Consider the following 13,776-nt stretch of genomic DNA (forward strand, 5'->3'; position numbering starts at 1 on the left):
TCATGGAAACCCGCACAGACAACAAAACCGGAAGAGGCGCTGAAAAAACAGCCCGCAATCCTATTCCAATCCCCATCATTCCCGTAGAAACGCCGAGAGTGCCTAAACCGCAATGGTTGAGAGTGCGCTCTCCTTTGTCTCCGGAAGTCGACCGGCTCAAGAAAATTCTGCGCGCAGCGGATCTGCATACCGTTTGTGAGGAGGCTTCGTGCCCCAATCTGGGTGAATGCTTCGGCGGCGGAACGGCCACCTTCATGATTCTGGGCGATGTATGCACACGTCGCTGCCCGTTTTGTGATGTGGCTCACGGCCGCCCCAAGCCCCCTGATTCGGCAGAACCGCTGCACCTTGCCCAGACCGTCGCAACGATGGGACTGCGTTTCGTGGTCATCACCTCCGTAGATCGGGATGATCTAAGAGATGGCGGTGCCCAGCATTTCTCACAGGTAATCAGTGCGTTACGTGATCATTGCCCGGACCTCCACATAGAAATTCTGGTGCCCGACTTTCGTGGACGCGTCGATAAAGCCCTGACGGCGCTCCGCAATACTCCCCCAGATGTATTCAATCACAACCTCGAAACTGTGCCTCGCCTTTATTTACAGGCCCGTCCCGGTGCCGATTATCGACATTCCCTTAATTTACTTGCGGCCTTCAAGGCAGAACATCCAGATATTCCCAGCAAATCAGGGCTGATGCTTGGGCTCGGGGAAGAGCTGGATGAAATTCGAGAGGTCATGCAGGACCTTCGACAGGCGGGTTGCGAGTTGCTGACCTTGGGACAGTATTTATCTCCTTCCCGTCACCACTTGCCTGTAGCCCGCTTCGTGCCCCCGGATGAATTTGAAATCTTGCGCCTGGATGGACTGGCCATGGGCTTCCGTCATGTCGCCAGTGGCCCGCTGGTACGCTCTTCCTACCATGCCGAACGCAGTTTTCATGAAATGACCGAAGACTGACCGGAAGTTTTCATGCTACTGCGTTACACCACGGTACTGACGCTGGCATCGGCGCTACTCCAACCCCCGGGAGTATTGTTCCTGTTGGCGATGCTAGGCTGGCTGGGTGAGGTGCTGGGCTGGCGATACTGGGGACGGACGCTGATTATTCTGGCGCTGGGCATTTTATACTTTTTTTCAACCGCAATCGGTGCCCGGTTGCTGCTCATGCCTCTGGAAAACCGCTACCCACCCCTAAACCAGCCATTAACGGGAGCAGAGCACCCAGGAGCCATTGTCGTACTGGGTGGTGGTGAAGTCATGGATTCTCCCCATTCCCGCCTGGAAACCGCCAATGCCCGCACTTTGGTACGGCTCATGGCAGCGGCGCGACTCGCCAGACAAACGCAGCTACCGGTGGTCCCCAGTGGCGGGGCGCCACGTTTCGGAGTCGCTGCGGAAGCCACGACCATGGCACACATTCTCCGCCAGGATTTTCATGTTACCAGTCCAATATGGCCGGAAACCCACTCCTACAATACGGCGGCCAACGCCGCCGACTCCAGGACCTTGCTGGCAAAGCATCATATCCAAAAAATATATCTGGTGACTTCAGCCCTGCACATGCCCCGGGCTGTCGCCTGGTTTCGTTTGTCTCATCTGGAAGTAATCCCTGTACCCACCGACTATCGGCTGAATCAGGTCCGGGAACTGAAGCTGGATAGCTGGCTACCACGTGCCATTTTCATGGAAATCAGCAGTGAGGCCTGCCATGAATACCTTGGCCTGCTCTGGCTTTGGCTGCAAGAACAGGGCCTCGATAACGGCAAGTAATATTCACGAAATTACTGGTCTTTGCTATCCGGGAGACTCACTTGCACATGCAAATGTTCGCGATCACTGGGCTTGGCCAGCTGCAACGGCGCCGGTACTGCTGCGCCATTGGCTGAAGGCCCATAAGGCGCATAAGCATAAGGCCTGGCTGGTAAGGCCGCAGCCAGGGTCTGATAACTGGGCGAATTCACACCGATGGGCAGGGCGACGGTGTTGTGCTCGCCGACAATACGCCGCACCTTACTCCAGTCAATCGCCTCCTGAATATGATTTTCCGCCATGAAATCCTTGATACGCATGACTGCTCGCTGCAGCTCAGGAACGCCCTTGTGATAAGCATGCATAGGTTTGTAGGACTGCAAATAGACTTCGCCATCGTGCACGCCTACCAGATTAGGCATATCTATAATCCGCACCGGGGTTCCGACCGGAACCATCGGAAACAGTTGTGCGACATTCTCAGGGAACATCTGAAAACAGCCCTGGCTGGCGCGCATACCCACACCCCAGGGATGATAGGTGCCATGAATAAATATTCCTGAAAGGCCCGTTTCCATGGCCAGCTCACCCATCGGATTTTCCGGTCCAGGCGGCCAATACCAGGGAATATCCATGTGGAATTTTGTCTTGAACCAGGAATGAATATTTTTGGGAACATTCCAGGCTGGCATTTTGAACTTGGCAATAATCTGGGTCGTAGTCAGATTCTCTTTCCAACCAGGCAGAAACACCCCTACCGGATAGGTGTACACCACATGATCATTATTCGGGAAAAAGTAAATGCGCCGCGCCGGAATATCCACCACAATTCCGGTCCAGGGCTTGGGCGGCAATATATACTGGGCGGGAATGACCACCTTACTTGCCTGCCCCGGCAACCATGGATTCACTCCGGGATTGGCTTTGGTAACCTGATTGTAGCCCAGATCGTAAAACCGGCCGATATCCAGAAGGGTATCGTCTCGATGCGTAGTGACTGCATGCAATGTACCCACCACATTGCCGTGCTCCGGTAAGGCAAACACGCTCGCCTGAGCGACGCCAACACCCAAAGCACTCAGTGCAGCAGTTAACAGCCAGATACCCCATTGTTTTTGCTTCATTAGCCTTCCTGTTTGCGGCAAATACCATTAAGATGCCCAGCCAATCCAAAGGATTGTTGGCAGCATTTTATCTAACGGTCATAATCATAAGGGAAAAGGAGGCCTTTGTGGAATCACCTCATCTGATATTTTTAAAAAATGTAGCGCAGGGAACACCGGCAAACTCACCAGAAATCCGTGATGCCCTCCATCGCCTCGACCATATGCTCACCGATCTGGCCAGCGACCTGCAGATCCCTTTCATGGGACCGTACGTGGGTTTGCGCCACGCACCGGAACAGCATTTGCTCAGCGTTGCGGAACATCGCTGGTCCCAAGCTGATTCCTATTGGGGCGCAGCCATCTGCAGCCATCATCCTGTTTACGGCTTGCGGGCAGAATGGACGCTGGCCACGGTCAGTCGCGAAAGATTGCCCATTGTCGTCCAGGCCTTGCCCAGCTTTTTTACCGGCTACGCAGCCATTGCCGCTCAATCTGCTGAGCCTTCGCGCCCGAGCGTGTCCCGGTTGAAATCCCTCGCTGAACTGTTTGCACATTGACAGAACATTTAAAACGCCTATTTACGAGGCCATGAGTCAATTGCCGCAAAAATGCGCTTAACCGGAACTGAGCTTCGAGTATGGAACTACCCCTAAGCAGCCTGATTATTATTGTGTTACTGCTCGCCCTGGTGGTTTCAGCGGGGCTGTGGAAGCTGTTCAACCGGAAGAAGCTCCTTAAAAGTAACGCAAAATCCCAAAAAATCACGCCTGCCTCTAAAAATTCCGCTTCTGTTTCAACTATACAAATTTCCGGATCGAGCAGCGCTGATAATGCAAGTCTTACCGCCGCTGCTGAAGTTGATGAAACCAGTATCCTGGATGAAATTGAAATTTACCTCGCTTACGGCCATCTGGAACAAGCGGCCACCTCACTCAGCTGGTACGTTACCCACAATCCGGATGATACCCGGCAAAGCCGGAGATTACTGGCTTTATATCAGGAAATTCCAGACCCGGATCGCTTTGCAGAATTGCTGAGTAATTTGTGTGATTCAGGAATCATATCAGGCGCCGAAGCCCAGGACCTGACCCTCGCCGGCCTGCAAGCTGACCCGGAAAACCTCCAGCTCCGTGTGCTTGCCGAAAATCTGGGCATCAGCAATAGTCAGTTGGCAGCCATTAGCACCATCAAAACCAGCGAAGCCCAGCCAGCACCTTCACCGGCACTTATCAGGGTGCAACAGGAACTCCAGCAGGCCCTTGTCAATCCTGAACCCATGGATATGGATCTCAGCGGCTTTTCCGAAAAGCCGCTGCAATCAATCCAGAACAATAATCCTTCCGAATTGGCCGGCAAGATGGACGCGCTGCTCCAAGGTAATGCCAAACTTGATGCCATTAATCCTAAAGAATGGGGAACCTGTGCGACGCTGGTAGAGCCGTTGGCTGCTATTCGCGCATTACTGGCGACCCAACAAATTCAGGAAGCCGAACGTATTTTAAAACGTAATCTCATTTTCGAACCACGTAAGTTGATACTGCATGTCACCTTGCTGGATATTTTTTACCGACAAAAACGCTGTGACAATTACGCAGAATCTTTATTGCAGTTATATATAAGTTTGTGGGGTGCCGGAAGCGCACTCCGCGCCCGAATGCTTAAACATGGCCGACAACTGGGCGAACATCCGCTCTGGGATCATCTGGAAGACAGCGAAACCAACAAACACCTTCTCGCTGAACAGGCGGAAATATATGGTCTTTATCTTCCCTTGACGGCCATCCCTTTTTCCAGCCCGGCACTGGTCCTGGAGGAAGTTCATCGTGATCATCAGATCATGCCCCACAACAGTGATGACAGTATCCTTGAAGAATTTGACAGCCTACTGGAGTACGGGCAAGTGGAAGAGGCCGTTGATCTTCTTGAAAAAGCCACCCTGGCACGTCCTGATCACAAGCTTTACTATCGCCCGCTTCTGGAAATGTATGAGCGCATGGGCGCTCATGAGCGCTTTTCCAACTTTACCCGATCCATACTCAATATGGATACGACACCTGATGAAGAAATCATGCGGCAGATGTTCAGCCTTGCTGAACGCATGCAACGCCAACCGCAGCGACAGGTTATTTAGGATTTGATCATGACGAATAATATTCCAGACAATGCCAGCATCCTCGTCCGCAGCTTCGGCATGGATACCCGTAAAGAAGCTGTTTTTCGCATGGCGTTTAAAATGCATACACGGCGTCACTATCAACTGCTGGAATCAGGAGATGATCGCGTCGCCCATCTGAGCATTGTGGACATTGACGGGCCAGGCGGCACTGAACTCGCGAGAAATTTGCATCAGAGCGAACCTGGGCTGCGGATACTCGTGACCACTATATCTTCACCGGCAGATTGTATTTTCCCCATACTCCAAAAGCCGGTGCGCATGGAAACCTTGTTCCCGGCATTGGAAGCTCTGCTGTTGGATACACCCAGAACAACTGAAAAACAGGATACCAATGTCAAACCGATTCGACCGGATATAACAGTCCCGGTCACCAGCCTCAATACTCAGCAAGCCAGCCCCCCTCCGGCTCCGCAAAATGCATCCGAAGTACCCGTGGCACCCAGCAAGCCCGCTCCCGTTCTTCGCCCCGAGGAAGTACAGTATTTCAATTCTGACGAAGGATTATTGGGACTTCTAAAAATTGCGCAGCGCGATCAGGGCATTAGTGTAATTTCCGATCAAAATCAGTGCGCGGTTTTGCGCCTTGATCCCTCCGCAGACCAGGCAGCGGCCCTAATAGATGATGAACAATTGCAGCAACTGTGCCAGGTTTCTGCCAGTAATCTGCAGTTGAGAGCCCCAAGAGATGGCGACTCAGGAGAAAATAGCAGCCTTCGTCATATGTCCCTGCAATCCTTGCTCTGGCAAGTAGCCGCATGGACAGCCAATGGGCGATTGAATCAAAAATTGCCACTCAACGCGCCGGTTCAGCTGAAACAATGGCCTAACCTGACGCGTCTGCCCATGCTTCCTGATGCATTAAGACTGGCTGCGTTTCTAGCCCGTTCCCCGGCCTCGCCCGCGCTCACCGTCAAGATATTACGCATCGAACCCCGGGATTTGTTCAATTTCCTTGCTGCTGCAGATAGCCTGGAATTACTACGCTACAACACGCCGGAAAATCCGGGCAATCTCGTTCGAATACCACATGATTCAGCATCCTTAGAGACAGAAATCCCTGCAGCCAAAAGAAGCTTTTTGGGCCGTCTCCTGAAACGCATAGCCGGGATATAGGGCTGAGGCGCGCTGCGATGCAGATAACAATGAATATCAAGGAGCCAATTTGTGAGAGAAGATAATAAAATCGTTTTTACCGGTCCGGTAGGTGCGGGGAAAACCACGGCCATATCCGTATTATCTGATACCCCCATCATATCTACAGATGCCCAGGCTTCGGACATGACCCTGAATCGTAAGGGTCATACAACCGTCGCCATGGACTATGGCATTCTCAAACTGGACGCCCAAACCAAAATTCATCTATATGGCACCCCGGGTCAAGAACGCTTTGATTTTATGTGGGACATCCTGACCACGGGCGGACTGGGCCTGGTGCTCATGCTGGACAACACCCGTCCTAATCCGAAGAAGGATCTCCACTTTTTCCTGCACGCCTTCAAGGACTACATTGTCAATGTTCCGGTCGTCATTGGTATTTCCAAAACCGATGTCCAGAACCGTCCCGGTCCCGCCGATTATGCGAACATGCTTCCTGAAGTCACCGCTGACCTCAAAATGCTCAATCCCATCCCTCCCATTTTTGAAATTGATGGCCGTAAAAAGGAGGACATCAAAAACCTGGTCATGGCCCTGCTTTATTCCATTGATCCGGGAATTGGAGACATCTTATGAGTGTAGAGCTGGTTGTAACGCGTACTGAAGTATATGCCGAGGTTACTCCTGCGGGAGCCTTTTACGCGACATCCAGTCCTGATCAGGAAGGTAACCGTGCCATTCTGTTGCACGTACTACGTGAAGGTCACCGCGCTCCTTTTACGACGGAAATAGCCAGTCAATGGGCGGAAAACAACAATACGGATGAAGCCTTGCGCAGCATTTTCCGGCTACAGCGCCTTGGTCTTCTGCGTGGCACCCATGAGGCACGTACTGACAGCACACTGCGCCTGGAAGATGCTTTACCACCGCTACTGGCCCGCCTGTCTGACCAGCAAAAAACCCTCCTGGCCGATGAAAATGGTTTTTATCTAGCTGCAGCAGGCTTTGCTCATGAAGCTGCGGAAGAGTTGGCGGGACTTTCTGCTGATCTGCTCTCCCTGCAATCACGCCATAATCGCCTGCTCAAAAACAATTTACGGATCAACACGGAAACCTGGGGGCTGCTGGACCCTTCCGGCCGATCAGAATTGGGCTTTTGGCCGCTTTTCATCGGACAACAACGTTTCATGCTCGTCGTCAGCGGAACGCCCCGTCTCCAGGATCAATCATTCGTGACCTTGGTTCAAGAACTCGACAAACGTTACCGCTAAGCTTGACCCATTTTAATATTGCATTATTGACAGTTTATTCAGGAGAAAACCCATGCGCGAAGAAATGCTCAAATCCATCCTCAGTGATCTCAATGGCTCATCCGCCGATATTGAGGCTTCTGCGGTCATATCTACTGATGGTCTTACCATTGCCTCCCTGCTTTCTTCCACCATGGACGAGGACCGCGTCGGTGCGATGGCCGCCGCCATGCTTTCCCTGGGCGACCGGACGGCAGCCGAGCTGGCTCGCGGCGAACTCGAACAGGTCATGATCAAGGGTGATAATGGTTATGTACTGCTCATTCACGCTGGCCCTGATGCAGTATTGACCATCATCGCCCGCAAGGAAGCCAAGCTGGGCCTGGTGTTTCTGGATGCCAAACGCGCATCAAGCGGTATCGCCGAACTGCTGTGACCGGGTATTTTCGAGGGATCCGGTCCTGATCCCTTCACAGCCTCTGCTCCATTAGTTCATAATGCCCGAAATCACTGTCTGAGACGCATATGAATTTTCAGGAAATCATCCAGCGGCTCCAAAACTTCTGGGCCACTCAGGGTTGCGTATTGTTGCAGCCCATGGACATGCCCGTTGGAGCGGGCACCTTTCATCCTGCCACCTTTCTTCGCGCCATTGGTCCAGAACCGTGGCGAGCCGCGTATGTGCAGCCTTCCAGACGCCCCACAGACGGCCGCTACGGAGACAACCCCAATCGTCTTCAGCATTACTACCAGTTTCAGGCGGTGCTCAAACCCAACCCGAGTAATCTTCAGGATTTATATCTGGAGTCCCTGGCGGTGCTGGGCATTGATCCAAAATTGCAGGACATCCGCTTTGTCGAAGATGACTGGGAATCACCCACGCTGGGGGCCTGGGGTCTTGGCTGGGAGGTCTGGCTGAATGGCATGGAAGTCACCCAGTTCACGTATTTCCAGCAGGTGGGCGGTCTTGATTGTCACCCGGTCATGGGCGAAGTGACCTATGGCCTGGAACGTCTCGCCATGTATCTGCAAGGTGTAGAAAGTGTGTACGATCTGATCTGGACACCAGGCGTACTGTATGGAGATGTTTTTCACCAAAACGAGGTGGAACAGTCCCGCTACAATTTCGAGATGGCACCCGTAGACGACCTTTTCCAGCGTTTTGATCGCGCTGAGGCGGATTGCCGCAAGCTGCTTGAACACAAACTCCCTTTACCAGCCTACGAACGGGTTCTTGACTGTTCCCATACGTTTAATCTCCTGGATGCCCGCCATGCCATTGGCGTCAATGAACGCGCCCGTTTCATTGGCCGGGTACGCGGACTGGCCAAAGGCGTTGCAGAAATTTATGCAGAAGCCCGTGCCGAACTCGGCCACCCTCTGCTACGGAGTGAATGATGTCAGCCCATGAAAATCCTCTCCAGAAAGATTGTCTTCTGGAAATCGGTTGTGAAGAGCTACCCGCGCGTGAGCAGCTCCCCATTCGTGACGCCGCCATAGAACAAATGACGCGCCTGCTCAATGAAGCCGGTCTCAGCTTTGGGCAAATCACGGCTTACGTCACCCCACGGCGTTTGGCGTTATGGATTCAGAACCTGGCCCTGCTCAGCCAGCCCCGGGAAAGCATCCGGCGCGGCCCTCCCCTAGAAAGAGCGCGTGATGGGGCGGGTAACATAACGCCGGCTGCCGAAGGCTTTGCCCGTTCCTGTGGGGTTGCTTTTACCGATCTCAGTACCCTCGACACGGAAAAAGGACTGGTTCTGGCCTGGCGGGAAGTCGAAGCAGCACGCAGTAGTCACAGTCTTCTGCCTGATATTGCCAGTCAGACCATTGCCGCCCTGCCCTTGCGTAAACGCATGCACTGGGGAACCCGTCAGGATAGCTTCATTCGCCCGGTGCGCTGGTTACTATTGCGGCAAGGACAACAAGTGCTGGACTGGCAGGCATTCGGCCTTCAGGCAGGCGGACAGAGCTTTGGTCACCGTGTACATCATCCTGAAGCGATCCAGATTCATCAGCCCGCCGATTACGCTGCAGCTTTACTGGATGGCCATGTCATGGCTGACTTCGACGCTCGCCGGGCGCATATTTCCCATAAAATTTCCGCCATTGCTGAAGACCTGCGAGCATCCCCCATCTTGCCGGCAGCTTTGCTGGATGAGATTACCGGACTCAATGAATGGCCAGTCATCCTGATCGGCAGCTTTGCAGAAGATTACCTGCGAATTCCTGAAGAGGCGCTGATTACGGTCATGATGCAACATCAGCGCTATGTCCCGTTGCGTGATGGAAACGGTCGCCTGATTTCCCAATACCTTTTTGCCGCCAACATCCACAGCCAGGATGCCCAAATTGTCATTCACGGCAATAATCGGGTGCTGCGGGCGCGCCTGGCGGATGCGGCTTTTTTCTGGGATCAGGACCGCCAAAAATCCTTGGCTGCAAGGCTTCCTGAACTGCAGAACGTCCTCTTCCAGGAAGGGCTGGGCAGCGTTTACGACAAAACCCTGCGCCTGCAAAAAGTGGCGCGGTCATTGAGCAGCCGCTGCAACGTCAAAGCTGACGATCTGGAACGCGCTGCCGCACTTTGTAAAAGTGATCTACTCTCTGGCGTGGTGGGGGAGTTTCCCGAGTTGCAAGGCATCATGGGTGGACATTACGCCCGTCATGATGGTGAAAATGCCGAGGTCGTTGCGGCCATTGCCCAACATTACCTGCCCAATGGGCGGGATGATGACACGCCGCAGAGTCCTGCTGGCCAGTGTCTGGCCATTGCCGACAAGCTGGATACCCTCTGCGGTTTTTTTGCCATTGGCAAAATACCCACAGGCGATCGCGATCCCTTCGCCCTGCGCCGGGCTGCCTTGAGCGTCTTACGCATCATTCTGGATGCAGAGCTTGATCTGCCCCTGGATGAAGCGGTGGGCATGACGCTGGGAGCTTTAGGTCCGCATATCGTCAAAGATCCCACCGCCATCCGCACTGGCGTCCTGGATTTTTTCCAGGACCGGATGCGTGTCTATTTCAGGGAAGAGGGTTTTCGTACCGACCAGATTAATGCCGTACTCAGCCGTCAACCCCATCAGATTCTCGATGCCCGTAAACGCCTGGAAGCTCTGGCACGCTTCCTGACCGAACACCAGGCAGCTGAGGCGCTTGCGGCTCTGATCAAACGCGTCAACAATCTGCTTCGCAAGGAAAATGTGGAAGTTCAACACGACCCCGATCCACAATTATTTGAAGATCCCGCCGAACATCGACTTTGGGAACACTGGCAAGTCATGGCCGGCCCCGTTCATACTCACCTGCAGAACGCACAATATGCCAGCGCACTGGACCTTCTGGCCGGATTACGTCCTACGGTCGATACTTTTTTCGACAAAGTCATGGTCCTTGCTGAAAATCCCGAAATACGCCAGAACCGCCTGACTCTCCTCACCAGGCTGCAGGATGCGTTTCTGCGTATTGCCGACTTTACACAACTCCAGGGCTCCTGATGGCGCAATGGATCATCCTTGATCGGGACGGTGTCATCAACGAAGACAGTAACGCCTTCATTAAATCACCGGCCGAATGGCGACCCATTCCAGGCAGCCTGGAAGCCATCGCCCGCCTCAACCGGGCTGGTTTTCAAGTGGTCGTAGCCACCAATCAATCCGGCGTGGGACGGGGGCTTTTCGATATTCGTACCCTCACAGCCATCCATCAGCGCATGCGCCAGGAACTCGCCGTTTTTGGCGGACGCATTGAAGCCATATTTTTTTGCCCCCACCTGCCCGATGCCGGTTGTCAGTGCCGCAAGCCTTTGCCGGGCATGTTTCACGAAATTGCCGAACGCCTGCAAATTTCTCTTGACAATGTCCCGGCTATTGGTGACAGCCTGCGGGATCTTCAAGCCGCCCAGGAAGCCGGGGCGAAACCTATTCTCGTGCTCACCGGTAAAGGCCAAAATACCCGTCGCGATGCCGAAGCTGCTGGTTTCCCGATTTTTCTGGATCTTGCTGCCGCTGTACAGGCCATCCTGGGTGTCTCTTGATGCAAACCCTGCGTAGCGGAATTTTTTACATCGGCTTTACCGTATGGACACTCGTCTGGGCATTTTTCACCCTGTTGACCGTCCCCATGCCCCTTTCCGCCCGGGTCTGGTCCAGCCGCCTCTGGGCGCGAACGGCCGTCCTGTGGTTGCGCCTGAGTTGCGGATTGAGTTATCGGGTCACCGGTCTGGAAAATATCCCGGATACGCCCTGCGTCATTGTAGCCAACCATCAATCGGCGCTGGAAACCCTGTTGCTCTGGTGCCTTTTCCCGCGCCTGTCTTATGTGCTCAAACAGGAACTGTTTCGGATTCCGATTATTGGCTGGGGCTTACGTCTGGCCTGGCCGATCGGCATTGATCGCAGTGCCGGTCGTCAGGCACTCGTGCAGGTCATGGAAGAAGGCAAACTACGCCTCGCAGCGGGATTTAATGTGGTCATATTTCCTGAAGGAACCCGTTACCCCTGCGGCGAAGTCGGGCCCTTCAGCAGCACGGCTGCCGGGCTGGCCCTGCGCGCAGAAGTCCCGCTTTTACCGATTGCCGTCAACAGCGGCTGCTATTGGGCCCGTAACAACTGGCGAAAAAAATCCGGAAAAATGGACTTATGGATTGGTCCGGCTTTTGCACCAAACGGAAAATCTTCCACTTTGACCGAACAGGCAGAATCCTGGATTCGCAACGCCGTCATGCAGATGCCAGGCGAAGCTGCAAAGCCGTAATTACGCGTCCTGCCACGTCCACACCTGTACTTTTTTCAATACCCTCCAGACTGGGTACGGGATTAACTTCCAATACCAGTGCGTTTTGATCCGCGTCCGCCATCAAATCCACACCGGCAAAATCAAGGCCTAATGCAACAGCAGCTTTCCGGGCAATTTCCGCCCAGGACTCAGGCAGATCAGGAAACGCCGAAGCGCGGCCTCCACAGTGCAGATTACTGCGAAAATCTTCCGCCGCAGATTCCCGACGCATGGCCGCAACAACCTCCCCGAACAAGACAATCACTCTGACATCCTGGCGGCCCGGCAAAAAACGCTGAACCATGGCCTCATGCTGCAGACTCAAAAAAGTATCCAGCATTCCCCGTGCGGCTACCGGGGTCTCGGCCAGACTCACCCCGACCCCCTGTGAACCCTGCAATATTTTGTGAACGAGGGGCGTGCCCAGCATCTGCAAGGCCAGCTCTTTTTGCCTGGATTCCGTGAAATAAACGGTTTGTGGAACAGCTATTCCCGCCGCAGCCAGAGCCTGCAGGGAGGCAAATTTGTCTCTTGCCAGTTGCAATGCCTCGGCAGAATTCAGACAAAAAGTACCTGCCCCGGCAAAATAGCGCAGCAATCGCGCCCCCAAGGCCGTTATCGGTCCGCCAATGCGGGGAATGATCGCCGCACAATAAGGAAATTTTTCACCCTGCACATAAAGATCCGCATGGACGCCATTCACAGTCAACAAACACTGCTCCGGGGCCAACAACACGGCTTCCATTCCCGCCGCATCCACCACCTGGAGCAATCGTTGGGTGGAATAAAGCCCGGGAAAGCGGGACAGTACCGCAATTCTTGGAGTCTCCGACATATTCAGGACACATCCGCACGAAAAGTCAGCAACGGGAGTTCACCATGGGCGATGGACCTCTCAATGAAACTCGCCCTTCCCGGCTTGATTTGCTCGAGGCTGCAGCGCGCCTCGGATGTCTGTCCGCAGATTGCCGAAAACAATACCTCCAGTTCCAGAGGATTCACCCGCAAACAGCCAAAAGGATCCTCCGCATTTTTGCTGCGCCAAAATAAATTCGGTAACCAACCCTTGCTCTGCACCAGCGGATTCAGGTAAAGCGTCCGGCAACGCTCTGCTATTTGTAATTCAGACTGTTCTTTTTGAGTATTTTCCATTGATTTCATTTGATCCTTAGTTTGGTCTCTGCAAATTTGTGCCTGTTCCCGCATGGTGCGGCAAGCTGAACGACAAAACCACTTTCCTTGGCAAAGGAATTATTGTGGAGCATAATAGTCAATTATATAAACAGTTAATAATGTTTATTCGCAATAGCTGGCCATTCGGCCAAGGAGTGCAGCAATGAGCGACAACAGCACGCAGCAAGGATTAGCGGGGCACGGAGCTTTTTTTCAGGACACGAACTTATCGGCCAACGAAGCGGAAGCGGCCACGGCATGGGTACGCAGTCACGTAGACCGTCGCACCATGGACCTGGGCGAGCGTATGGACGACATTCGCGAGCACATGTGGGAACTGGAAAAAGAAGGTGAAATCATTGTTCACCGCATTACCGATGACCACAAGCCTATTGAAGTAGACACTCTCTATGGCTGGGTTGGTGGGTACCCGCTTTTTCCAGCCATAG

At 53.6% G+C, this 13,776-nt stretch carries 15 protein-coding genes and 1 pseudogene; 13 read left to right on the forward strand and 3 right to left on the reverse strand.

Annotation, left to right across the window (positions count from 1 at the left end):
• The first annotated feature begins 2 nt into the window (after positions 1 to 2).
• The gene (gene lipA / locus H7F08_RS11495) at positions 3 to 959 is read left to right on the forward strand and encodes a lipoyl synthase (RefSeq protein ID WP_031575945.1); all 957 of its coding nucleotides are present in this window, start codon (positions 3 to 5) and stop codon (positions 957 to 959) included.
• Between the two features lie 12 nt (positions 960 to 971).
• A complete protein-coding gene (locus tag H7F08_RS11500; protein WP_031575948.1) occupies positions 972 to 1,772 on the forward strand; it encodes a YdcF family protein in 801 nt (266 codons plus the stop codon).
• 11 nt (positions 1,773 to 1,783) lie between these two features.
• Here the strand turns inward: H7F08_RS11500 and H7F08_RS11505 are convergent, their stop codons facing one another.
• Entirely contained in the window at positions 1,784 to 2,875 is a 1,092-nt protein-coding gene (locus tag H7F08_RS11505) for a L,D-transpeptidase family protein (RefSeq protein ID WP_176212084.1), read from the reverse strand.
• Positions 2,876 to 2,982: 107 nt separating this feature from the next.
• Between H7F08_RS11505 and H7F08_RS11510 the strand changes: the two genes are divergently transcribed.
• The 10 genes from H7F08_RS11510 (at position 2,983) to H7F08_RS11555 (ending at position 12,133) form a co-directional block, all read left to right on the forward strand.
• Positions 2,983 to 3,414, forward strand: coding sequence for a hypothetical protein (locus H7F08_RS11510; protein ID WP_010637229.1), 432 nt, complete (start codon positions 2,983 to 2,985; stop codon positions 3,412 to 3,414).
• A gap of 80 nt (positions 3,415 to 3,494) precedes the next feature.
• Positions 3,495 to 4,988, forward strand: coding sequence for a FimV family protein (locus H7F08_RS11515; protein ID WP_193640609.1), 1,494 nt, complete (start codon positions 3,495 to 3,497; stop codon positions 4,986 to 4,988).
• 9 nt (positions 4,989 to 4,997) lie between these two features.
• Complete coding sequence (locus H7F08_RS11520; RefSeq protein ID WP_031575955.1) at positions 4,998 to 6,146, forward strand: hypothetical protein; 1,149 nt, start codon at positions 4,998 to 5,000, stop codon at positions 6,144 to 6,146.
• Positions 6,147 to 6,197: 51 nt separating this feature from the next.
• Positions 6,198 to 6,764: a GTP-binding protein gene (locus H7F08_RS11525; protein WP_010637225.1), complete on the forward strand. Its 567-nt coding sequence runs from the start codon at positions 6,198 to 6,200 to the stop codon at positions 6,762 to 6,764.
• Positions 6,761 to 7,399, forward strand: a complete 639-nt coding sequence (locus H7F08_RS11530) for a hypothetical protein (RefSeq protein WP_024892974.1) — start codon at positions 6,761 to 6,763, stop codon at positions 7,397 to 7,399. The genes H7F08_RS11525 and H7F08_RS11530 overlap by 4 nt, the downstream gene beginning before the upstream one ends.
• A gap of 52 nt (positions 7,400 to 7,451) precedes the next feature.
• The gene (locus tag H7F08_RS11535; RefSeq protein ID WP_024892973.1) at positions 7,452 to 7,814 is read left to right on the forward strand and encodes a roadblock/LC7 domain-containing protein; all 363 of its coding nucleotides are present in this window, start codon (positions 7,452 to 7,454) and stop codon (positions 7,812 to 7,814) included.
• 89 nt (positions 7,815 to 7,903) lie between these two features.
• Positions 7,904 to 8,776 carry a glycine--tRNA ligase subunit alpha gene (gene glyQ / locus H7F08_RS11540; RefSeq protein ID WP_031575967.1) on the forward strand — a complete coding sequence of 291 codons (873 nt, stop codon included), beginning with the start codon at positions 7,904 to 7,906 and terminating at the stop codon, positions 8,774 to 8,776.
• On the forward strand, positions 8,776 to 10,875 hold the full coding sequence (gene glyS, locus H7F08_RS11545) for a glycine--tRNA ligase subunit beta (protein WP_153940933.1): 2,100 nt from the start codon (positions 8,776 to 8,778) through the stop codon (positions 10,873 to 10,875). The genes glyQ and glyS overlap by 1 nt, the downstream gene beginning before the upstream one ends.
• Complete coding sequence (gmhB, locus tag H7F08_RS11550) at positions 10,875 to 11,414, forward strand: D-glycero-beta-D-manno-heptose 1,7-bisphosphate 7-phosphatase (protein WP_031575970.1); 540 nt, start codon at positions 10,875 to 10,877, stop codon at positions 11,412 to 11,414. Before glyS ends, gmhB begins: the two co-directional genes overlap by 1 nt.
• On the forward strand, positions 11,414 to 12,133 hold the full coding sequence (locus tag H7F08_RS11555) for a lysophospholipid acyltransferase family protein (RefSeq protein WP_024892970.1): 720 nt from the start codon (positions 11,414 to 11,416) through the stop codon (positions 12,131 to 12,133). The genes gmhB and H7F08_RS11555 overlap by 1 nt, the downstream gene beginning before the upstream one ends.
• On the opposite strand, the gene H7F08_RS11560 is transcribed toward H7F08_RS11555, so the two are convergent.
• Positions 12,099 to 12,989: an ATP-grasp domain-containing protein gene (locus H7F08_RS11560; protein ID WP_193640610.1), complete on the reverse strand. Its 891-nt coding sequence runs from the start codon at positions 12,987 to 12,989 to the stop codon at positions 12,099 to 12,101. The two genes, H7F08_RS11555 and H7F08_RS11560, sit on opposite strands and share 35 nt — an antisense overlap.
• Before the next feature lie 2 nt (positions 12,990 to 12,991).
• Positions 12,992 to 13,315: a hypothetical protein gene (locus tag H7F08_RS11565; RefSeq protein ID WP_226831239.1), complete on the reverse strand. Its 324-nt coding sequence runs from the start codon at positions 13,313 to 13,315 to the stop codon at positions 12,992 to 12,994.
• 175 nt (positions 13,316 to 13,490) lie between these two features.
• On the opposite strand from H7F08_RS11565, the pseudogene H7F08_RS11570 reads away from it, so the two are divergent.
• Positions 13,491 to 13,776 (forward strand): annotated as a pseudogene (locus H7F08_RS11570) (hypothetical protein); the annotation flags it as partial.

The organism is Acidithiobacillus sp. HP-11, from assembly GCF_015100075.1.
In the GTDB taxonomy this organism is placed as follows: Bacteria; Pseudomonadota; Gammaproteobacteria; order Acidithiobacillales; family Acidithiobacillaceae; genus Acidithiobacillus; species Acidithiobacillus thiooxidans.

Excerpts from the sequence above, each read along its gene's own strand:
- H7F08_RS11515 (WP_193640609.1), top strand. The coding sequence starts at position 3,495 with ATGGAACTACCCCTAAGCAGCCTGATTATTATTGTGTTACTGCTCGCC.
- H7F08_RS11555 (WP_024892970.1), top strand. The coding sequence starts at position 11,414 with ATGCAAACCCTGCGTAGCGGAATTTTTTACATCGGCTTTACCGTATGG.
- glyS (WP_153940933.1), top strand. The coding sequence starts at position 8,776 with ATGTCAGCCCATGAAAATCCTCTCCAGAAAGATTGTCTTCTGGAAATC.
- H7F08_RS11520 (WP_031575955.1), top strand. The coding sequence starts at position 4,998 with ATGACGAATAATATTCCAGACAATGCCAGCATCCTCGTCCGCAGCTTC.
- H7F08_RS11500 (WP_031575948.1), top strand. The coding sequence starts at position 972 with ATGCTACTGCGTTACACCACGGTACTGACGCTGGCATCGGCGCTACTC.
- H7F08_RS11530 (WP_024892974.1), top strand. The coding sequence starts at position 6,761 with ATGAGTGTAGAGCTGGTTGTAACGCGTACTGAAGTATATGCCGAGGTT.
- lipA (WP_031575945.1), top strand. The coding sequence starts at position 3 with ATGGAAACCCGCACAGACAACAAAACCGGAAGAGGCGCTGAAAAAACA.
- H7F08_RS11560 (WP_193640610.1), bottom strand. The coding sequence starts at position 12,989 with ATGTCGGAGACTCCAAGAATTGCGGTACTGTCCCGCTTTCCCGGGCTT.
- H7F08_RS11565 (WP_226831239.1), bottom strand. The coding sequence starts at position 13,315 with ATGAAATCAATGGAAAATACTCAAAAAGAACAGTCTGAATTACAAATA.
- glyQ (WP_031575967.1), top strand. The coding sequence starts at position 7,904 with ATGAATTTTCAGGAAATCATCCAGCGGCTCCAAAACTTCTGGGCCACT.
- gmhB (WP_031575970.1), top strand. The coding sequence starts at position 10,875 with ATGGCGCAATGGATCATCCTTGATCGGGACGGTGTCATCAACGAAGAC.
- H7F08_RS11535 (WP_024892973.1), top strand. The coding sequence starts at position 7,452 with ATGCGCGAAGAAATGCTCAAATCCATCCTCAGTGATCTCAATGGCTCA.
- H7F08_RS11505 (WP_176212084.1), bottom strand. The coding sequence starts at position 2,875 with ATGAAGCAAAAACAATGGGGTATCTGGCTGTTAACTGCTGCACTGAGT.